This window comes from Oceanobacillus neutriphilus (assembly GCF_014645515.1).
Lineage (GTDB): Bacteria > Bacillota > Bacilli > Bacillales > Amphibacillaceae > Oceanobacillus > Oceanobacillus neutriphilus.
Genome location: NZ_BMLW01000025.1, coordinates 1 through 19,871, shown reverse-complemented (window position 1 = coordinate 19,871; position 19,871 = coordinate 1). Strand labels below are relative to the sequence as shown.

The window sequence follows — 19,871 nt, the reverse complement described above, 5'->3', positions numbered from 1 at the left end:
TAAAAGGTAAATAATCTAATTAAAAATTTGACGTATATTTGCATATTTCAATAAAAAAGGAGCGAGTACTGTAATGATAGATTTAAAACACAAACCTTGGTTGGAAGGTCAGAAAGTCACGCTCAGGCCATTTAAAGAAAAAGATTTTCCTTATATAAAGGAATGCTTAACAGATTACGAGGTTTTAAAACTTACCGGAAGCGATATGGATTTTGATTTTGTGGAGGAAGAGGAGATCATTCTTGACTGGTATCGTACAAGGCATTTACAAACGGACCGTTTGGACCTTGCTATTGTTGACCAATCTCAAGATATCTTAGTGGGCGAGGCAGTAATCAATTTATATGATGAAACAAAACATAGTATGAATTTCAGGATACTTATTGGCCCAAAGGGAAGGAATCGGGGTTTAGGAACGGAAGCAACGCAGCTTCTCATTGATTATGTATTTAAAAATACGACACTTAGTCAGCTGACTTTAAGTGTGTTGGATTTCAATCCAAGAGCCAGGCATGTTTATGAAAAAGTCGGCTTTGTGAAGGACAATATTGATGAAAACGAGCTGGAATTTGAAGGAAAGTGGATTGACTCCATCAATATGAAGTTAACCAAAGAAAAATGGCTGAAAAAGAAAAAAGTTTGATAGAATGACTGTCGTGAAAGTTATTTGTTCCATATGAAAGTGTTATAATCTTACTTAACATAGCTAATTCAAGAAGAGGTGACAGAATAATGGCAACTGTAAAGGGGAAAACGATGGAGAAATGGATCAGTGAGTTTCCGGACCTGGGCCCTATTATAAACTATACACCGTTTTATTGGAGTAATCCGTATGTGAAGGATAACAAGACAGCTTTCCAGAGCCAGCCGCTTCAATTAAAAGATATACAAGATGCGGAGGAACGTTTAAAACGCTTTGCTCCATTTATCGCAAAGGCTTATCCTGAGACGGAAAAAGCAGGAGGAATGATTGAATCTCCATTGAAAAAAGGAAATCAGATTAAAGAAAGAATGGAAACGATTACAGGACAAAGGATACCAGGTGCTTTTTACATCAAGCTGGACAGTCATTTACCTATTTCCGGTTCGATTAAAGCAAGAGGCGGTATTTATGAAGTACTCAAATATGCAGAAACATTGCTGTTGGAGAATAACCTATTATCTGAAAAGGATAACTATAGTAAAATTGCTGAAGATAAGTACCGGGAATTTTTCTCGCAATATACAATTCTTGTAGGGTCAACAGGCAATCTGGGACTGAGCATTGGCGTAATTAGTGCCCAGCTTGGATTTCGTGTAGTGGTCCATATGTCTGCAGATGCAAAGCAATGGAAAAAGGATTTATTGAGAGAGCGGGGAGTCCAGGTTGTTGAGCATCCATCAGATTACAGTAAGGCAGTAGAAGAAGGAAGAAAAGAAGCAGAAAATGATCCGAAAAGTTATTTTATTGATGATGAAAATTCAAAAGACTTATTCTTGGGATACACAGTGGCAGCTCTCCGTTTGAAAAAACAATTAAAAGAACAAGAAATTCAAGTAAGTCCGGAAAAACCGCTGCATGTTTATTTGCCATGTGGTGTCGGTGGCGGACCTGGCGGTGTTGCCTTTGGTTTGAAAGCTGTCTTTGGTGACGCTGTAAAATGTTATTTTGCAGAACCGACGCATTCTCCTTGTATGCTTATTGGAATGATGACGGGAATGCATAATGAGATTTCCGTGGATGATTTTGGTTTAGATAACCGGACTGCTGCTGACGGATTAGCTGTCGGGAGACCATCCGGTTTTGTTGGAAAAGTGATGGAACCGCTGATAGAAGGAATCTATACGGTAAGCGATGAGCAGATGTTCCGCTTAATCGCAGAGATGGCCGATGCAGAGGGAATTCATCTTGAACCATCTGCAGTTACGGGATTAATGGGGCCTTCTTATGTCGTTCAAAATAATCCAAAAGTAACGGAAGAAGATACGCATTTAATTTGGGCTACGGGCGGCAGTATGGTTCCGGATGAAATTAAAGAAGCAGAGTATCAGAAAGGGCTGGAGTATAAAATGAATCCTGATGCAAAATAGCTGTAACTATATAAAAAACGCAAATCAGATATTTCACCTGATTTGCGTTTTTATGAACAGAATGATTAATCAACAGGAGATAGCTCACTTTCTGTTACCCATTTATGATTCTTTATCTCTTCTCCGCCAGTTGTCGGGACAAAGTCAACCATGTAGACTGTTGTCTTTTCTGCGGAATCAATTGTTGCTGTTGCCCCCTTCATACCTTCCATATGATCAGCCTCCAATACAACCTCTGTACCTGGCTCTAAAGGAGCTTCGTCAGCATTTTTAATTTCTTCCTGAATAACCCATTTGTGATTTTTTACTTCTTCTCCGCCGGTAGTTGGTTTATATGTTACTGTATAGGCGATTGTATCATAAGCACCTGTAATCGTTGCTTCAGCTCCTTTCATGCCCTCCATATGATCAGCTTCAATAATGGCTTGACTGCCGACTTTATAGGCTGGGTTTTCAGCTTCCTTCAAGTTTTCAGGCACTACACCGGAACCGGACTTATGATGACCTTCATGTGCAGAAACGTCTGTTTTTTCCTGTGTTTTTATATCTGAATTTTCTTCACCATTTTTATTTTCCGGACTGTTTCCACATCCTGCTAATAATAATAGTAGAGAGGTTCCTAAAATAATGATCCATTGTTTATTTCGTTTCATTTTATCCCTCCGTTGTTTGTGTCCGGATTAATTTACCCGATATTTGGAAATCTATAAGCGATGCAAATAATTTTTTACTAAAGTCAATATACATGGAGGATAAAAGCTGGAACCACTATTTAGAATTATTTACTTTTCAACAATCTGGCATTGAAAGCCACGATAATCGTACTGAGTGACATCAATACTGCACCAACTGCCGGATCCAGTATAATACCCCAAGGGGCTAAAATTCCTGCCGCCAATGGAATGGCAATAATATTATAGCCAGCTGCCCACCAAAGATTTTGAATCATTTTTCGGTAGGTTAAACGGGAAAGCTCAATAATTGAAACGACGTCTACGGGGTTACTGTTGACTAAGACGATATCTGCTGTTTCCATTGCTACATCTGTTCCAGCACCGACTGCTACTCCTAAGTCCGCAGTTGCCAAAGCTGGAGAGTCATTGATTCCATCACCGGTCATTGCAGTTCTTTTCTTGTCCGCTTGCAGCTGTTTAATCTGATCTGCTTTTTGATCTGGGAGCACCTCCGCAATGACATTGTCAATACCGATTTCTTTGGCAACGTTATTTGCGACAGTTTGATTATCACCAGTCAGCATTTGCGCTTCAATGCCAAGCTCGTGTAACCGGCGGACAGCTTCTTTAGAAGAATCCTTGATTTGATCAGCAAGTGCAATCATTCCGATAAATTGTTCTTCTTCTAGAATAAAAATGACCGTTTTTCCAGCATTGGATAACTTGTTAAAGGTATCCTGGTCATAAGGAATATCGTTTTTATTCATATACCCGGGACTTACTGCTAAAAGCCGGGCATTTTCCAGTTTAGCTTTTACACCGGCACCCGTGATCGAATCAAACTCTTCAGGTGTTATTAAATTTATATTCTGTTGCTTGGCAGAAGCAACAATACCTGCAGCGATAGGATGCTCAGACTGAGATTCCATCGAAGCTGCTTTTTGTAAGAGCTCTTTTTCTGTGGTATTACCGCTTGGAATAATGTCCGTCACAGCAAATTTCCCTTTAGTTAACGTTCCTGTTTTATCAAAAACAACGGTATTAATTTTTCTTGCATCTTCAAAGCTGGCACGGTTTCGGATAAATAGTCCGTTTTGTGCTGATAAATAAGTGGAACGGGCAACTACTAACGGAATTGCTAACCCGAGTGCATGCGGGCAGGAAATAACTAATACTGTAACCATTCGTGTCATTGCTTCTTCCATGCCATAACCAAGAGAAATCCAAATAATGAATGTAAGGATTCCGGCAGCTACAGCAACATAAAACAGCAGTTTAGCCGCACGGTCGGAAAGTTTCTGTGTTTTTGATTTACTTTCCTGAGCTTCTTTAACAAGTTGAACAACCTGGGAAAGATAACCTTCTTCACTTGTTTTCGAAACTTCAATTGTTAATGACCCGGATGTGTTAATCGAACCGCCGATAGCTTCATCCTTTATTTGTTTTTCAACAGGAACAGATTCTCCAGTCAGCATCGATTCATCGACAGAGGATTTTCCATCAATAATGATACCATCTGCAGGTATTTTTTCACCTGGTTTAATAAGAACATAATCGCCCTTCTTAAGCTCTGAAACTGAAATAACCTTAGTGTTACCCTCTTTATCTATTTTTGTTGCCTCCTGTGGCATCAGTTCTACTAAAGCTTCCATAGAATCAGATGCTTTGCTTACAGAGCGCATTTCCACCCAGTGGCCAAGCAGCATAATGGCAATCAGCGTTGCTAATTCCCAAAATAAATCATGACCTTCGAGACCAAATACAGTCGCTGCGCTGTAAACATAAGCAACAGTAATAGCAAAGCCAATTAACGTCATCATACCGGGAGATTTTTGTTTTAATTCATCAACTGCCCCGGTTAAGAAAGGCCAGCCGCCATAAAAGAAAATAATAGATGCCAGTATTAATTCTACCCAGTGATCTCCAGCAAAAGATAATGAGTAATTAAAGAAAGACTGGATCATAGCTGAAAGCAGAATAATTGGCAGGGCTAATATAAGTGAAATATAGAACCTCTTTTTAAAATCAGCAATCATATGTTCATGGTGATGCTGATGAGAATGAGAACCGTGATTCCCATGATGGTGCTCGTGATTAGATTGATGCGTCATGTGATGGTTATGTTGTTCATGCATTTTAATCTACTCCTTTCACTTATAAATATTATACCCCTATAAGGTATTTGTAAAACATATGATTTTCATTTATATTTAGCTGCCGAATTACCGGCTATAAAGTTCTGATTTTAACTATAGGCAGAAAAAGTACTAATCTTTGTACAGAAGGTGATATAGTAAATCAACAGAAGTAGTGGAAATAGGTGGAATCTTATTGGAAAAGAAGATAGAAATTGTTGCTTATTGTGCAGAATGGGAGGACACTTTCCTGGAGCTGAAAAGTGTATTATATCAACAAATAGGTGATATTGTATCAGCAATTGAACATGTAGGCAGTACATCTGTGAAAGGACTCGCTGCAAAGCCTATTCTGGATATTGATATTATTATAGAAGGTTATCATGTTTTTCCTGAGGCTGCAGCACGTCTGCAGGAGCTGGGCTATTTTCATGAAGGAGATATAGGAATTGAAAAAAGAGAGGTTTTTGGCAGGAGAGATAGATTTGTACCCTGGAATAAGAATAAAAGGAACTGGATGGAGCATCATTTGTATGTTTGTCCCAAAGAAAGTAAAGAATTAGCCAGACATTTAGCTTTTCGCGATTATCTCAGAAAGCATCCAGGGACAGCTGATGAGTATGCTCAAATAAAAAGAAGATTAGCAAAAACAGCAGCAAGCAGGGAGGCATATACAATAGGGAAAACTGCATTTATTGAAGGAGTGCTGGAGAAAGTATTTGAGGATAATGAATAACTTGAATGTGTGTATTATTAATATTAAACTAAAATTAAATTAAATATTTAAACTTATTTATTAATATATTTAATTTACTGATTGATTATATTAATTTGATATGCTATTCTTTTAATATAGAGAGGAGAATAGCATATGCCTTATCCGATGATTCAAACTTGCCCAACCTGTAATCACACATTACACGCGACCCGGCTGGAATGCTCGAATTGCCACACCACCATAGAAAACCACTTCGAATTTTCGAAATTTTCCACATTGAATGAAGAACAGCTGCATTTTATTGAAGTATTTCTTTTAAGCAGAGGAAATATCAAAGAGGTAGAAAAGGAGCTGGGAATTTCCTACCCGACTGTCCGCGGTAAATTAAATGATATTATCGCAAAGCTCGGACATAGGAAAAGGGAAAAGACAGAACCACAAGACAAATCCCGGATTATTACGATGTTTGAAAATGGAGAAATCAATACAGATGAAGCAATTGAATTATTACAAAAGAAAAGAGGGGATGAAGAATGAGAGAAGATATTCGTAAAGTTCTCGAGTCTGTTCAACAAGGAAATTTAGATGTGAATGAAGCGGGTCAATTAATTGAAGCACTAAAAACAGAACCAACTTCAAACAACACAGCAAATTATTTGAAAAAAAGCCTTCGGATTGACATTGAATCGGCAGCCAGAGAGGATGTCCATGTGAAGATTCCCATTAAAATGGTGAAAACAATGCTTAAGCTGGGAAGTAACTTAATGGATAAAATTCCTGCTTCCGTACACTATAGCAGTGAAATCGATATGAATGTAATTATTCATGCCATTGATAATGAAATCGAGGGTACGATTATTGAAGTGGAGTCAAATAATGGAGATGTTATCGTCATTTCCATTAAATAGATAGCTTCAAGAAAGCATTACATTTTAAAATTGTAATTAGAGCGTTTCCTTATCAAATAAAATTGTGTGAGGGGACGCTTTTGGACTTGAAGATAAAGCCTATTTACAGGCCAGGTTATCTTGTTGTATACTGTTTTACATAGATTAGATTTCAATGATATTCGAATAAATAAGGAGTGTGCTGTGTGAGTATTGTAGTAGGTTCTATATAGGATAATTTAAAATGGAATAAATATGGAAATAATTGGTTTGAACAAACCTTTTATTTGTTTTGTATTTATTTCTACCTATGAAGATACCTGCTGAACTTATAAGCACCCAGTCATAATAGTCTTGACCAGCTGTTTTGTCTGCTATTCTTTAGTAGATGTACATGACAGAAGGATTATTATGATTAAAGAGCTGCGGTATTCCTGCGGCTTTTTTTATTTGAGAAAATGTATATTCGAAATGGATAAGAAGATACACATTGAAATCTAATGAGCAGGTGTCTTCATTCATGTAGTCTCTTTTAATTGGAAGAGCAGCTTGGTTATTTCAATGACTATCATAAAGGAGAGCAAAAAAATGAATGAGAACACTTATGAAAAATTACAATATAACGAATTAAAGCAAATAATCAGATCATATTGTATCAGCGGGCTGGGAAAGCAGTTGATGGATAAATTAAAACCCAGCTCCAATATCAATATTGTGAAAGAACGGTTGAATGAGACGACAGAAGCGGTTGCAGTGCTGAATACAAATAGCCGCGTTCCATTTTTGGGTGTTTCAAATATTGAACATATTCTGCAAAACCTTGAAAAAGGTATCATTTTACAGCCGGATGATTTAGTAAATGTATCTGATTTTCTTCGGGGCTGCCGAAAAATCAAAAAATATATGCTTGATAAAGCATTTATAGCACCTGTTATAGCTTCTTATGCAAATTCAATGACCATCTTTCAAAGCATTGAAGAGGAAATTGATTTTTCAATCAAAGGAAATCGAATTGATTCATCGGCAAGTAAAGAATTAAAACGAATTCGAAATAACATACAAGCTGTGGAGTCGAGGATGGAAGAGCGTTTAAACCGTTTCTTGAAAAGCAGTGCCAATAAAAAATATATTCAAGAGGCTTTTATCAGTAAAAAAGAGGAGCGCTACACGATTCCTATTAAAGCTGCTTATAAGCATCATGTGGATGGGGTAATTGTGGATACTTCTTCCAGAGGATCGACTGTATTTATTGAACCTGCTGCTGTCAGCAAGTTAAACAATGAATTGGCTGTACTAAAGGCAGAGGAGCAGATGGAAGAATATCAGATTTTAGCAACCCTATCAGGAATGATTTTGGAAAATATGTATGAATTGAAAATAAATATGGAATTGATCGGTCAATATGATATGGTATTTGCCAAAGCCAAGTTTAGTAAACAGGTGGATGGACTAGAGCCAAAATTAAATGATTATGGATTCATTAAGCTTGTCGATTGTAAACATCCGCTACTGCCAGGGGATGCAGTGCCATTGAATTTTGAAATAGGAGAAGATTTCCGAAGCTTGATTATCACAGGGCCTAATGCTGGAGGCAAAACGGTTGTGTTGAAAACAATTGGGCTCTTAACATTATCTGTTATGTCAGGATTTCATATCACTGCTAATAAAGAAACAGAAATCAGCTTATTTGAAAATATTTTTGTGGATATTGGTGATAATCAAAGTATTGAAAATGCGTTAAGTACTTTTTCTTCTCATATGCAGAATATAGCAGGTATTATGCAGAGAGCTAATAACAAATCCTTAGTGCTCTTTGATGAAATCGGAAGCGGAACAGAGCCTAATGAGGGAGCAGCGCTTGCTATCTCCATTTTAGAAGAATTTTATCATATGGGCAGTATTACGGTAGCTACAACGCATTATGGGGAAATAAAACGTTTTTCAGAAATCCATCCGGATTTTATGAACGCCGCGATGCAGTTTAATAGCGAAACATTGGAGCCGTTATATAAATTGATTTTAGGGAAATCAGGCGAAAGTAATGCCTTATGGATCTCCAGCAAAATGAATATGAGAGAGCGGGTTCTGCAAAGAGCGAAGGATTATATGAATAATAAAGAATATGATTTAGATAAGATTGATAAAAATAAAATCAGGAAACCGAAGCCTGTTAAGCTGAAATCAGAAGTATTTACCGGATATGCAAAAGGGGACCGCGTGAAGCTATTGGAATATGATGATTTTGGGATTATCTATAAAGGGCTAGATGCACAAAATAATGTGGCTGTTTTTTATAAAAATAAGCTGATTACTACGAATGTAAAACGGATTTCTCTAGATATTAAGGGGAAGAATTTATATCCGGAAGGCTATGATCTGGATGCTTTATTCGAGGAATATAGCTCCCGGAAAATGCAGCATGATTTGGAGCGGGGATCTAAAAAAGCACTGCGTAGCATTGAGAAAGAAATTAGAAAAGGTAAAAAGTAAACGGAGCAGACAGTTGTGGGAAAAGGTTAGTCATCTCCTGGTTTTAGAGGGATGACTAACCTTTTTAGTTTGTCAGTATGTATAGTTAAAGATTAATCCAATATCTTCGGACAAGCGTCCCATCACTATTATCCACTATTTTATTTTACTTATTTAATTGTTTAAGGGGGCAGCAGGATATAATTAATGAAAATATCCAGGATTACTAAAAGAGCGGAGTAAGAGGAAGATATAAACAATTTAAGAACATACGTTTGCGTTTATCGGAATCCTATGCTAATCTAGATATAGATTGTACATTTGAATAAGTCATCAAACTCTAATGATGAAAGGGCATGATAATTTTGCAGATCCAAAACCCGCATGATAAAATATTTAAAGAAACTTTTTCAAATGTGGATGTTGTTAAAGAATTTATTACCCACTTCTTACCACCCTCCGTTCGCAACACCATTGATGTAGCATCCATTCAGCCCCAGAAAGACAGCTTTATCAGTCATGATCTCCAAGAATATTTCTCCGATTTGCTATTCCAGACAAAAATTCACCACAAACCCGCTTACGTATATTTTTTATTCGAGCATAAAAGCTATCATGATTACTATACTGCTCTGCAGTTGCTTCGATATATGGTGGAGATATGGGAAACCAAACGGGATACTAAAGAAGAAAAGAGGCTGCCGATCATCATGCCGATTGTTTTGTATCACGGCAATACGGATTGGTATGTCGGAGCTTCATTCAGTAATCTTTTGGAAGGGTACCGGGATTTCCCACAGGAACTGCAGAAATTCGTTCCTGATTATGAATTCTTTATATACGATGTATCTGATTACGAAGATGAAAATACGCAATTAAATGTGTTCCTGCGAATCATACTGATGGTGTTTCGGGATATCCGTAATAGTGATATACAAGTCATATTGAATACGATTTATCGATCCATTGATTATTTGCGGCAGTTACAGGATCAGAAAACGGCAACACGATACCTTGAGACGTTGTTTTATTATATATTCCGTGTCCATCATCATCTTACCAAAAAACAATATTATGATATAATTAAACATATAGAAAACAGTTATCAAGAAGGGAGCGAATTGGCAATGACTTTAGCAGAGATTTTTCGGAATGAAGGGAAAGAGGAAGGAAAAATAGAAGGTATAGCCAATACCACGATTCGATTAATCACAAAATTTGTTGCTCCACCTTCAGAAGATATAAAGAAAAAGGTACACGAACAGGAAATAAGCACGCTGGAAACTATAATAGATCATATAGATGAATTAGAAACAATAGAAGATGTTAAACAATACTTGAAATAGATAAAGTATGGAAATATCTTCACGTGATAAATCAATACAAAAAGTACGAATCATGCATTTCCGCTTCAAATTTACAAGCAATAATAAAATATTTTTAAATTTACCCTTCCAATTCTCTGATAAATCTGATAAGATGGTGAAAATATAAAGAATTGCAATGCGAAGATAAGGAATAGTACTTGCTGAAATGTTTTCAGAAAGTTGCTGGCTGATGAGAAGCAACAGCAGGAAAGCAGGGAACTCACCTTAGAGCAGCCTTAGTGAAATTGAATTTGTTACAGTAATTAAGGACGGAACCCCGCCGTTACACGGGAAGGATATAAGGCAGATTTGTCTGTATCTGGATAAGAGCATGATAATATTAGTTTATCATGAAACCGGGGTGGTACCGCGTAAGAATAAGTCTTTCGTCTCCAAGCAAAGTAAATTGCTGGAGAGGAAAGGCTTTTTTATTTTTAACTTAATCTGAGGAGGAATGTATCATGTTTAATCATCAAAAATACGGAAAGCAATATTTTATGCCGCCGACATTATCTTATGACTGGGTCAAGAAAGAAACGATAGAGAAAGCTCCGACATGGTGCAGCGTAGACTTGAGAGATGGAAATCAGGCATTGCCGATTCCAATGAATTTAGAAGAAAAGCTGGCAATGTTTCAGCTGTTAGTAGATATTGGATTTAAAGAAATCGAAGTTGCTTTTCCAGCTGCTTCAGAAACTGAATTTAAGCTGCTTCGGACACTGATTGAAGATAATATGATACCGGATGATGTAACAATTATGGTAATTACGCAGGCGAGAGAGCATATTATCCGCCGGACCTTTGAAGCAATTGAAGGTGCGCCGAGAGCTATTGTGCATTTATATAATTCAACTTCAGAAGCACAGCGCAGGCAGGTATTTAGAAAATCGCAGGAAGAAATTAAACAAATTGCTATTAATGGAGCGATTTTAGTAAAAGAGCTGGCTGAGCAGACAGACGGGAATTTCTATTTCCAATATAGCCCGGAAAGCTTTCCTGGAACAGAGGTAGAATATGCGTTGGATATTTGTAACAGTGTGCTGGATATTTGGAAGCCGACACCTGATCATAAAGCAATCATTAATATACCAACAACTGTTGAAATTGCGATGCCGCATATTTTTGCCAGTCAAATCGAGTATATTCACAAGAACCTGTCCTATCGCGATGGGGTCACGCTATCGATTCACCCGCATAATGACCGTGGAAGCGGCGTGAGTGATGCAGAATTCGGTGTTTTGGCCGGGGCAGAACGAGTAGAAGGTACTCTATTTGGTATTGGTGAACGAACAGGAAATGTAGATTTGATTACTTTAGCAATGAATATGTATTCTCAAGGATTCGATCCTGAATTGGATTTCAGTCAGATGAATGCGATTCGCAAGAAGTATGAGCAGCTGACTAGAACGGAAGTCCATGAAAGACATCCATATTCAGGTGATCTTGTTTTTACAGCCTTTTCCGGTTCTCATCAGGATGCGATTTCCAAAGGGATGAAATATCGTCAGGAAACGAATACAGAGAAGTGGGATGTGCCGTATATTCCGGTCGATCCTCAGGATATTGGCAGAAACTATCAAACCGATGTTATCCGGATTAACAGCCAGTCTGGAAAAGGCGGAATCGGTTATATGCTTGAAACGAATTATGGTATCAAGCTTCCGTATAAAATGAATGAAGCAATGGGCTATGCAACGAAAAAAGTATCTGATGAAACAAGCAGAGAGCTTTCATCTGCGGAAATCTATCAGGTCTTTAGAGAGAATTATATTGAGTATCATCCATACTTTGAATTAGTAGACTATCATTTCCATAAAGGAACAGGGCAGGAGGTTACCTTAACTGTTCTCAAGGATAATGAACAGGTTGAGATGTATGGGGAAGGCGCCGGAAGTCTGGATGCCATCAGCAATGCCTTAAAAGCCTATTTTGATATTGATTATGCATTGGAGGTTTATGAACAGCATTCTTTAGGAAAGGATTCTTCTGCTGAGGCCTGTGCACAAATCGGGATTTCCCATCAGGGAGAAATATACTGGGGAGCAGGAATTCATGAGGATATTACAGCAGCATCTGTTTATGCTTTAGTTGTGGCTGTGAATAGACTGAAGGATTTCGCGGCAAGCCAAAAAGAAACTGTGAAGTAACATAATAAATAATCTATAAATGGAAGAGCTGTTTTGAAGCATATGCTTCAAAACAGCTCTTTCTTCAATCAAGATGTAATTTTTGGTCTTTGTAGTCCTGATAGGCATCATCTAAATAAGGCTTATAATCGTGATAATTTTCCCATAAAATGATTTTGAATATAGATTGTAAACATTTTATAGTTATGCTAATTTAGAGTTAGTCAATTGAATAACTTAAAGGACGGTGGGAAAATGGCTAAACCAAATGGAATCAGCAAGCAGGAGTTAATTCAATATGCAAAGCAATGTCTGGTCGAAAAAGGAACAGAGAAATTCACTTTAAGAGCGGTAGCGGACACTGCCGGAGTAACCCAAGGGACGATTTATTATCATTTCCGTACAAAGGAGCAATTACTGTTAGGTATTGTAGAGGATAACTGTGAAACAAGCTGGCAAGAAATATCGAAAAGTAATACCTATGTACTTAAACAGGCAATCGCTTCAGCCAAAAGTCGCTGCTCCTATGATTCCTTTTTTCATCAATTATTTATATTGATTACAGCAGCAAGCTTTAAAAATGACAAAATAAGATATCAGTTATCAGAAATAATACAGGCAGAAAATCAGGCTTTATCAGAGAACTTATTAAAAATATGGTCGGAATCCCCCGTTAAAGGGGTGTCTATGGATACATGGGGGATTATGTTTAACGCAATGGTGGATGGATTAGCGATGCAGGCCTTATTGCAAAAGGATTTTCCGGTTGAAAAAGTATATCAGGAATTGGAACAGGTTATAGGAGTACTCACCAGTTTTGGCAAAAAGGAGGCAATAGAATGAAAACCTATTTGTTCACAGCAGCATGGGGTATCGCAGTCTGGTTAATTGCCACGATATTTTTCCGTACTTTTGGAGAGGATGTTCTTTTTACTCCTGGTACAGATGCATTTATGTATAGTACTGCAATGCTTTTAGTTGGTACAGCCATTTTATTAACGCTGGTTATTTATCTTTATACATTATTTGATAAAAAGGATTATGCAGCGATAAGATTTGGAATTGTAGGAACGATGATAGGGTTAGTACTGGACAGCTTTGTTTTTTCAAACTATCAAGTGATATTTCCTAATTTAGATGAATCGCAGCTGATTGCTTTTTCATCCTGGATGTCATTTGCTTACTCTTTGTATTTAGTTATTCCATTTCTTTTTCAGCAGAGAAGCAGGCAAAAAGAAGCAGTAAGAGGAAAATAGAAGTTTTCATATCTTGCTTTTTAATTGGATAAATCTTTTTTTCTCAGCCTTCAGGTGTACAATAAGAGAAGAGGTGATTGCCAATGGCTAGTAAAATAACTGCAGAGCAGCGGAAGGCAATTATGGGAAATGATAAAGCATATGATGGGCAGTTCTTTTATGCTGTGAAAACGACTAAAATCTTTTGTCGTCCTTCTTGTAAATCAAGAGTGCCAAACTTCGATAATGTAAAGATTTTTAGAACGGCAGAGGAAGCTCTGCAAGCTGGTTACAGGTCATGTAAAAGATGTAAATCTGGAGGAAGCAGCTTGCCGGATGAAGAATGGGTTATGCAGGCAGAAGCGTATATTGAAGAAAATTATGCCTTGTCCTTCACATTAAGTGATCTCGCAGAGGCTTGTCATGGCAGTCCATATCACCTGCATCGTGTATTTAAAGGGTTAAAGGGGCTAACTCCTTTGGCTTATCAACAGCAAATTCGAATGGAGAAAGCAAAAGTCTATTTAATAGAAACGGATTTACCTGTGAAGGAGATAGCAGGACTTGTAGGAGTTTCCAACCCGGCCCGCTTTATCACATTATTTAAGGAAAAAAATAATCAGACGCCGCGTCAATTTAGAAAAGAATCCGCTGGAAGGGGTGTATACAATGAAAAATAAACAGAAAGAAATTATTTATTATGGCAAAGTAGAGCATCATAACTGGTCTATGTATCTTGCAGCAACAGATAATGGATTATGTTATGTTGGATCCCAAGATAAGGATTTAGATGAAATAGAAGCCTGGGCGGCTAAAAAAAGATCTGATGCTAAATTGGTTCATGATGAAGAAAAAATCAATATTTACAAAAAGCAGCTGATTTCTTATCTGGATGGCGAACGTAAGGAATTTGATTTGCCAGTTGATTTAAAAGGGACTGCTTTTCAGGAATCTGTTTGGGAAGCTCTGCAGCATATTCCTTATGGAAAAACTGTTTCATATATGGATATAGCAGAGAAAATAGAAAATCCGAAGGCAGTAAGGGCTGTTGGTGCAGCTATTGGTGCGAATCCGGTCATGATTCTGGTTCCCTGCCATCGTGTGATTGCAAAGGATGGCAAGCTGACAGGATTTCGGGGAGGTATCCCGATGAAGGAACGTTTATTAGCATTGGAGCAAGGATAGGCACTTGGAATATGCTGAGAATAAAAAAGCATTAGAAAGCTTAGCTGCACGCCAAGTTTTCTAATACTTTAACTATTTCATAGCTATTTTAGAGAAAGTCCTGACAGGAAACTAACAGGTCAATCTTTTTCCACTGTATTTCCTCATCAATCGAATTTCCTTCTTCCACCGAAGCGAAACCGCATTGCGGAGATAATGCAATATTGTCCCCAACTATGGATTTGGCTTCCAGGTATCTTGTCTTAAGTTCATCATGTGCTTCCATTGTGGGGTTTTTAGTGGAAATAAGACCAACCACAAATGTAGCGTTTGTATCTTTCAGCACTTTCCAGGGCGCAAAGGAACCGGAACGCGCATCATCATATTCAACAAAGAAACCGTCATATGGAATCGTGCTGATGACTTCTGCAACAGAATCATAAAAACCAGAAAAAAGCGGGTTCCCTTTAAAGTTTCCTTTACAGAAATGCGTTGCAATCGTCATCTCTTCCGGTTTATGCTCCAACGCCTTTGCAGAAGCTCTTCTGAACCATTCCAGAACCTCTTCTTTTGTGTAGCCGAGAGCAGTAACCTTTTCGTTGAATGCATCATCAATCATATATGTCCATGAGGTATCATCAATCTGTAAATATCGGCAGCCATGATCATATAAATCCTGAATGGCTTCCTGGTAGGCCGTACCAATATCCTCAATAACTAAATCAATATTATTACCATAATAGGCCGTATCCTTGGTGCCCAACTGAAGAAAATGATCAACGAGAATCATATTTGGTCCGGAGATGGATTTCTTTGCTTCTACACCTTCGTATTTCTTAGCGAGACTCTGTAAATAATCCCAAGCCTCTATTTCCGGATGACTCTTATTCTTATCATAAGATATTTTTCCTTCAATATATCCTAATTCAATTTTATTAGTTACACCGTTCATTACCTTATCAAAATGCTTTGTAGTAAAGCCGTCAAATTCTTTCAGCCAGTCAAGGTGCCACCATCTGCGTCTGAACTCGCCGTCTGTAACGAACTTAAGGCCGTGTGCCACTTCTTTTTCCACTAGATCTGAAATGGCCTGATCTTCCACTTCTCTCAGTGCTTTTAAATCGATTTCTCCATTAAAATATTTTGCACGAGCAGTTTTGATTTCCTCGGGCCTTAAGAAAGAACCTACAATATCATATTTTATATCCAGCATTATTATATCTCCTCGCAGTACATATTTACTCACAGTAATAGTGTTAATTATAGGGTGAAATCGAAAGGATTGTAAAATAGCTAAAACATATTGTTGGATATAGTTTTAAGATATAGCGGGTTAGCTTATTTAATTAAAAAGTCTTTCGTACTTTAAAAAGTAACTTCCTATCCATAGAAACAGTGGTTGATCATTTCTTCCACATATCTGTTGACAAAGATAGAAGGTAAAGTGTAAAGCGACCGCTGCGGCGGACCGTTTTGCTTTCCTAGGGGCACGCTCTTCAGCTAACTTTTGCCAAGAAGAGCACTTGGCAAAAGTGGATCTTCAGATGGTGCTTAACCCCTGTCCAGCTACAAGCGTCAAAAACTAGACAACTTCCCGACAGCGCCCTACGATAAGTCATCATCCGTTCGTAAACTCACGGTGATTCCTTTATCTCAGTTGCTTCGGTCCAGTTGTTACGTTTTTAAACGACGCTTTCCGCTTTTCTTTCAGGAGTCAAAACGGTCCGCCTCCGCTAGCAGGATATTCTATACTGAAATAACTGAACAAATAAAAGGCAGATCTGACAGAACAAATTTTTCGTGTTGCATGGTAAACATGCTCAGCAATCCTTATTTTTGGTGGATGAAAGCTATTCTCGATATGAATTATTCATGCTGTCATGATTTGAACTGCTAAAAACCATTTGAAACACCAGCATGATTGTTTATTTAGGCTAAAAAACGATGATTTCATCTAACTTCATCAAGATATTATTTCTTACATGCGCTGTAGAATCCTAATAGAGCGTAGCGCAGGCCAACCACGGAGACTAAGTGATTTTCTTGATTTTTCTTATACTGTGATAAATACAAAGAAAAGGGGAATTTTTAATGAGGTGAATTTATTTTTATTCTTTTTTAGTATTTTTTTATTGATTTTCGATAAATAAATATCTATAATCAATGTTAACAATAAAACTATTAGATGGAGATTAAAAAAATGAGAGCAATAAAACAGCTGATCCGATTTGGCTATGAACAAGCATTATCCTGTATCTTTCCAGTCATTATTTTTGCATCCTTGGCAATTACAAAATTTATCGAGATTCCTTTTCTGCCGAGATATGACTTATTATTAATCATTTGTCTGGTGACACAGGTTTTTATGATAGCCTCTGGATTGGAAACCAAAAAAGAACTTGTCGTGATCACATTATTTCATATAATTGGATTGACTTTAGAAATTTTTAAGGTGAATATGGGGTCATGGGTCTATCCGGAAGAAGCGTATACGAAGTTTTTTGGAGTCCCATTATATAGCGGATTTATGTATGCAAGTGTAGCTAGCTATTTATGCCAGGCCTGGAGAAGATTAGATGTCCGGTTGGTAAAATGGCCATCTATCTTTTTAGCAGGGCCTCTGGCAGCTGCGATTTATTTGAATTTCTTTACGCATCATTATTGGCTGGATATCAGATGGTGGCTGTCCGCATTAGTACTTATCATATTTTTAAGAGCATGGGTGGACTATAAGGTCGGAAATAAACGTTATCGTATGCCGATTGTCCTTTCCTTTTTCCTGATTGGCATCTTTATTTGGATTGCGGAAAATATAGCAACCTTCTTCCAGGCGTGGGAATATCCAAACCAGGCAGAGGTATGGAGTATGGTACACTTAGGGAAAGTAAGCTCCTGGCTGCTATTAGTCATTGTCAGTTTCTTAATTGTAGCAATGCTAAAGCAATCACAGGCAAAAATTGAAGGAATGCTGGAAGGAAATAGCCAAGGAGCTATCAGAAGTAAAAGCTAATCAGCGAGAAGAATTTTATAAATGAGGTGATTTTATGCCAAAAAGCTCAACAGCATTTTTGAAAACAGTTATCTATTTAATGGAAATAATTATGATTGTTTTATCTGTTATTTTAATTCCACAAATTATCAGCCATATTTCGGATGGTCCTTCTACAGTGAAATGGATAATATATCCAGTTATGATTGGTGTTTTCTTAACAACGATTCCATTTTATATGGCACTTTACCAAGCCTTAAAGCTATTAAGGCTGATTGATCAGAATCAGACATTTTCAGAAGAGGCTGTTTTTACTCTAAAAAGAATCAAACATTGTGCTTTGACCATTACTGGTATTTATATTTTGATCATGCCGTTTATTTATCTGTTTGCAGATAAGGATGATGCTCCAGGTGCAATTATAATTGGAATGGTACCAATGTTTGTTTCGTTTGTTATTGCTGTATTTGCTTCCCTTTTGCAGAAGCTGTTTAAGAGCGCATATGAAATTAAAATTGAAAATGATTTGACGGTGTGAGAGGTGATGATATGGCGATAGTGATTCATATTGATGTGATGCTGGCAAAACGAAAAATGAGCGTGACAGAATTAACAGAGAAGGTTGGTATTACCATGGCGAACCTCTCTATCCTGAAAAATGGTAAGGCAAAGGCAATTCGCTTTTCCACGCTGGAAAAGATTTGTGAAGCGCTGGAATGTCAGCCTGGGGATATATTAGAGTATGTTCCGGATAAGAAAGAAGGGAAAGGGACTTGAATAAATCCGTAATAGACTATTCCATTAATATAAATAAAACCCCATTATCTATTTTATTACACTAGATAATGGGGTTTTATTTATAAAGTACTCTAGTTCTTCTTCTTTAATAAATCAATCAATTTATAAAGGTAATAAGCTCCTCTTAATTGCTGTTCTATTTGATAATCCATATAATCCAACGCATCGATAACAATCTTTCTGGCGTCTGTTAAACTGTGATGCTGTATTTTATCCAGTATATCGCGTACGGTGTCTAATAAATAAACAGAGGACTGTACGGTTTTGATAATTAATATTCTTCTCATATCCTCCCGCGTATATAGCCGGTAGCCATTTTCAGGGTTTCTTTCAGGCATAATCAATCCTTCTTTTTCCCAATGTCTGAGTGTTGTTGCAGCGACATGCAATTCATCTTCTACCTCTCCAATTGTATAAAACTTCTTTTGCTGCTGTTTCATAAAATCCAGCATGTTATCAGGGCTTAAGATGGTAACGGCGTCCAGTGCCTGCTGTTTTCTTTCAAATAATTCAGCCTGTACTTCATTCACAATCCATAATGCTTCAATAAACTTATATTCTTGTAATAAAGGCATGACTCTGCGAACGGTTTCCATTCCAAAGCCTGGATACATGGCCCGGATGCATTGAAAATAGGCCTCGTGAATCTCTGTGTATACGCGATAGCCATTTGCTTTCCGAATTGCCTTTGGTACAATACCCCATTCTTCATAATGTCTAAGTGCGCTTGTTCCAACATCCAGTTTTTTAGCAATATCAATTGGCCTCAGCTCCATGATTACCTCCAAAGATTAAATTAAAACCTTATAGACCCATGACGGGTTTTCTTTCTTGAAAGCTATTATAGCTTATCATTTTACATAAAACTTTGCACTTGCACAAATGTTATATGATTGAAATAGATGTTTAAAAGGAGGGATATCAAGATGCAATTGGTTATTAAAACACTATTTTATCAGGCCACCATGAAAAGAACATTGCACTTGCAGAAAGAAAGTATAAGCAAAACAGAAGCTATCGAGGAGGAATATCGACATGCATAATATGATGACAGTAAAAGGAGCCCGGGAAAATAACCTTAAGAATCTTTCTGTGTCTATCCCAAAAAATAAACTGATTGTTGTTACTGGTCCCTCCGACAACGTTACATAAATACAACATCTGTTATTACAACGATATCCCTTCCTTGTTTCGCTGCTCTAGCACGTTTAGGAGGGGGTGTTATAATATGAAATTCGA

Annotated in this window: 19 protein-coding genes and 1 other annotated feature; of the genes, 15 read left to right on the top strand and 4 right to left on the bottom strand. The window is 37.4% G+C overall.

The features are described 5' to 3' along the window. The first annotated feature begins 73 nt into the window (after nucleotides 1–73). Both IEX29_RS25690 and dsdA read left to right on the top strand, forming a co-directional pair. The gene (locus tag IEX29_RS25690) at nucleotides 74–643 is read left to right on the top strand and encodes a GNAT family N-acetyltransferase (RefSeq protein ID WP_188738608.1); all 570 of its coding nucleotides are present in this window, start codon (nucleotides 74–76) and stop codon (nucleotides 641–643) included. A gap of 89 nt (nucleotides 644–732) precedes the next feature. Then, nucleotides 733–2,070 carry a D-serine ammonia-lyase gene (gene dsdA, locus IEX29_RS25685; protein ID WP_188738607.1) on the top strand — a complete coding sequence of 446 codons (1,338 nt, stop codon included), beginning with the start codon at nucleotides 733–735 and terminating at the stop codon, nucleotides 2,068–2,070. 65 nt (nucleotides 2,071–2,135) lie between these two features. Here the strand turns inward: dsdA and IEX29_RS25680 are convergent, their stop codons facing one another. Further along, nucleotides 2,136–2,723 (bottom strand): YdhK family protein, encoded by a 588-nt coding sequence (locus tag IEX29_RS25680; protein ID WP_188738605.1) that lies wholly within the window; start codon nucleotides 2,721–2,723, stop codon nucleotides 2,136–2,138. 125 nt (nucleotides 2,724–2,848) lie between these two features. Continuing rightward, nucleotides 2,849–4,879: a copper-translocating P-type ATPase gene (locus IEX29_RS25675; protein ID WP_229720399.1), complete on the bottom strand. Its 2,031-nt coding sequence runs from the start codon at nucleotides 4,877–4,879 to the stop codon at nucleotides 2,849–2,851. Between the two features lie 196 nt (nucleotides 4,880–5,075). Here IEX29_RS25675 and IEX29_RS25670 point away from each other — a divergent pair, with 196 nt between their 5' ends. The 10 genes from IEX29_RS25670 (at nucleotide 5,076) to IEX29_RS25625 (ending at nucleotide 14,866) form a co-directional block, all read left to right on the top strand. Next, nucleotides 5,076–5,615, top strand: a complete 540-nt coding sequence (locus IEX29_RS25670; protein ID WP_188738603.1) for a GrpB family protein — start codon at nucleotides 5,076–5,078, stop codon at nucleotides 5,613–5,615. Nucleotides 5,616–5,750: 135 nt separating this feature from the next. Next, a complete protein-coding gene (locus IEX29_RS25665; protein ID WP_188738602.1) occupies nucleotides 5,751–6,134 on the top strand; it encodes a DUF2089 domain-containing protein in 384 nt (127 codons plus the stop codon). Beyond that, on the top strand, nucleotides 6,131–6,505 hold the full coding sequence (locus IEX29_RS25660; RefSeq protein ID WP_188738600.1) for an SHOCT-like domain-containing protein: 375 nt from the start codon (nucleotides 6,131–6,133) through the stop codon (nucleotides 6,503–6,505). Before IEX29_RS25665 ends, IEX29_RS25660 begins: the two co-directional genes overlap by 4 nt. A 567-nt stretch (nucleotides 6,506–7,072) precedes the next feature. After that, nucleotides 7,073–8,974, top strand: a complete 1,902-nt coding sequence (locus tag IEX29_RS25655) for an endonuclease MutS2 (RefSeq protein ID WP_188738598.1) — start codon at nucleotides 7,073–7,075, stop codon at nucleotides 8,972–8,974. 335 nt (nucleotides 8,975–9,309) lie between these two features. Then, nucleotides 9,310–10,299, top strand: a complete 990-nt coding sequence (locus IEX29_RS25650; RefSeq protein WP_229720398.1) for an Rpn family recombination-promoting nuclease/putative transposase — start codon at nucleotides 9,310–9,312, stop codon at nucleotides 10,297–10,299. Nucleotides 10,300–10,452: 153 nt separating this feature from the next. After that, nucleotides 10,453–10,717 (top strand) — a binding site (T-box leader). A gap of 64 nt (nucleotides 10,718–10,781) precedes the next feature. Continuing rightward, the gene (locus IEX29_RS25645) at nucleotides 10,782–12,467 is read left to right on the top strand and encodes a 2-isopropylmalate synthase (protein WP_188738596.1); all 1,686 of its coding nucleotides are present in this window, start codon (nucleotides 10,782–10,784) and stop codon (nucleotides 12,465–12,467) included. Nucleotides 12,468–12,701: 234 nt separating this feature from the next. Continuing rightward, complete coding sequence (locus tag IEX29_RS25640) at nucleotides 12,702–13,289, top strand: TetR/AcrR family transcriptional regulator (protein WP_188738594.1); 588 nt, start codon at nucleotides 12,702–12,704, stop codon at nucleotides 13,287–13,289. Further along, the gene (locus IEX29_RS25635; RefSeq protein WP_188738593.1) at nucleotides 13,286–13,702 is read left to right on the top strand and encodes a DUF5367 family protein; all 417 of its coding nucleotides are present in this window, start codon (nucleotides 13,286–13,288) and stop codon (nucleotides 13,700–13,702) included. Before IEX29_RS25640 ends, IEX29_RS25635 begins: the two co-directional genes overlap by 4 nt. Nucleotides 13,703–13,785: 83 nt before the next feature. After that, nucleotides 13,786–14,361: a bifunctional transcriptional activator/DNA repair enzyme AdaA gene (locus IEX29_RS25630; RefSeq protein ID WP_188738590.1), complete on the top strand. Its 576-nt coding sequence runs from the start codon at nucleotides 13,786–13,788 to the stop codon at nucleotides 14,359–14,361. Further along, nucleotides 14,351–14,866, top strand: coding sequence for a methylated-DNA--[protein]-cysteine S-methyltransferase (locus IEX29_RS25625; RefSeq protein WP_188738586.1), 516 nt, complete (start codon nucleotides 14,351–14,353; stop codon nucleotides 14,864–14,866). Before IEX29_RS25630 ends, IEX29_RS25625 begins: the two co-directional genes overlap by 11 nt. 88 nt (nucleotides 14,867–14,954) lie before the next feature. Here IEX29_RS25625 and IEX29_RS25620 read toward each other — a convergent pair whose 3' ends face one another. Then, nucleotides 14,955–16,058, bottom strand: a complete 1,104-nt coding sequence (locus IEX29_RS25620; RefSeq protein WP_188738584.1) for a 5-methyltetrahydropteroyltriglutamate--homocysteine S-methyltransferase — start codon at nucleotides 16,056–16,058, stop codon at nucleotides 14,955–14,957. Between the two features lie 987 nt (nucleotides 16,059–17,045). On the opposite strand from IEX29_RS25620, the gene IEX29_RS25615 reads away from it, so the two are divergent. From IEX29_RS25615 to IEX29_RS25605, 3 genes are read left to right on the top strand one after another with little or no spacing between them, the layout of a single operon-like run. Further along, nucleotides 17,046–17,855: a DUF817 domain-containing protein gene (locus tag IEX29_RS25615; RefSeq protein WP_188738582.1), complete on the top strand. Its 810-nt coding sequence runs from the start codon at nucleotides 17,046–17,048 to the stop codon at nucleotides 17,853–17,855. A gap of 34 nt (nucleotides 17,856–17,889) precedes the next feature. Further along, nucleotides 17,890–18,372 (top strand): DUF2975 domain-containing protein, encoded by a 483-nt coding sequence (locus IEX29_RS25610; protein WP_188738580.1) that lies wholly within the window; start codon nucleotides 17,890–17,892, stop codon nucleotides 18,370–18,372. Between the two features lie 11 nt (nucleotides 18,373–18,383). Continuing rightward, complete coding sequence (locus IEX29_RS25605; protein ID WP_188738578.1) at nucleotides 18,384–18,611, top strand: helix-turn-helix domain-containing protein; 228 nt, start codon at nucleotides 18,384–18,386, stop codon at nucleotides 18,609–18,611. Between the two features lie 92 nt (nucleotides 18,612–18,703). Here IEX29_RS25605 and IEX29_RS25600 read toward each other — a convergent pair whose 3' ends face one another. Beyond that, nucleotides 18,704–19,408, bottom strand: coding sequence for a MerR family transcriptional regulator (locus IEX29_RS25600; RefSeq protein WP_188738576.1), 705 nt, complete (start codon nucleotides 19,406–19,408; stop codon nucleotides 18,704–18,706). Between the last annotated feature and the right edge of the window lie 463 nt (nucleotides 19,409–19,871).

What these genes read in the sequence shown, in the direction of transcription:
- IEX29_RS25605 (WP_188738578.1), top strand. Translation starts at nt 18,384, where the DNA reads ATGGCGATAGTGATTCATATTGATGTGATGCTGGCAAAACGAAAAATG.
- IEX29_RS25660 (WP_188738600.1), top strand. Translation starts at nt 6,131, where the DNA reads ATGAGAGAAGATATTCGTAAAGTTCTCGAGTCTGTTCAACAAGGAAAT.
- IEX29_RS25655 (WP_188738598.1), top strand. Translation starts at nt 7,073, where the DNA reads ATGAATGAGAACACTTATGAAAAATTACAATATAACGAATTAAAGCAA.
- IEX29_RS25675 (WP_229720399.1), bottom strand. Translation starts at nt 4,879, where the DNA reads ATGCATGAACAACATAACCATCACATGACGCATCAATCTAATCACGAG.
- IEX29_RS25645 (WP_188738596.1), top strand. Translation starts at nt 10,782, where the DNA reads ATGTTTAATCATCAAAAATACGGAAAGCAATATTTTATGCCGCCGACA.
- IEX29_RS25630 (WP_188738590.1), top strand. Translation starts at nt 13,786, where the DNA reads ATGGCTAGTAAAATAACTGCAGAGCAGCGGAAGGCAATTATGGGAAAT.
- dsdA (WP_188738607.1), top strand. Translation starts at nt 733, where the DNA reads ATGGCAACTGTAAAGGGGAAAACGATGGAGAAATGGATCAGTGAGTTT.
- IEX29_RS25610 (WP_188738580.1), top strand. Translation starts at nt 17,890, where the DNA reads ATGCCAAAAAGCTCAACAGCATTTTTGAAAACAGTTATCTATTTAATG.
- IEX29_RS25640 (WP_188738594.1), top strand. Translation starts at nt 12,702, where the DNA reads ATGGCTAAACCAAATGGAATCAGCAAGCAGGAGTTAATTCAATATGCA.
- IEX29_RS25615 (WP_188738582.1), top strand. Translation starts at nt 17,046, where the DNA reads ATGAGAGCAATAAAACAGCTGATCCGATTTGGCTATGAACAAGCATTA.
- IEX29_RS25690 (WP_188738608.1), top strand. Translation starts at nt 74, where the DNA reads ATGATAGATTTAAAACACAAACCTTGGTTGGAAGGTCAGAAAGTCACG.
- IEX29_RS25635 (WP_188738593.1), top strand. Translation starts at nt 13,286, where the DNA reads ATGAAAACCTATTTGTTCACAGCAGCATGGGGTATCGCAGTCTGGTTA.
- IEX29_RS25680 (WP_188738605.1), bottom strand. Translation starts at nt 2,723, where the DNA reads ATGAAACGAAATAAACAATGGATCATTATTTTAGGAACCTCTCTACTA.
- IEX29_RS25665 (WP_188738602.1), top strand. Translation starts at nt 5,751, where the DNA reads ATGCCTTATCCGATGATTCAAACTTGCCCAACCTGTAATCACACATTA.
- IEX29_RS25620 (WP_188738584.1), bottom strand. Translation starts at nt 16,058, where the DNA reads ATGCTGGATATAAAATATGATATTGTAGGTTCTTTCTTAAGGCCCGAG.
- IEX29_RS25600 (WP_188738576.1), bottom strand. Translation starts at nt 19,408, where the DNA reads ATGGAGCTGAGGCCAATTGATATTGCTAAAAAACTGGATGTTGGAACA.
- IEX29_RS25625 (WP_188738586.1), top strand. Translation starts at nt 14,351, where the DNA reads ATGAAAAATAAACAGAAAGAAATTATTTATTATGGCAAAGTAGAGCAT.
- IEX29_RS25650 (WP_229720398.1), top strand. Translation starts at nt 9,310, where the DNA reads ATGATAATTTTGCAGATCCAAAACCCGCATGATAAAATATTTAAAGAA.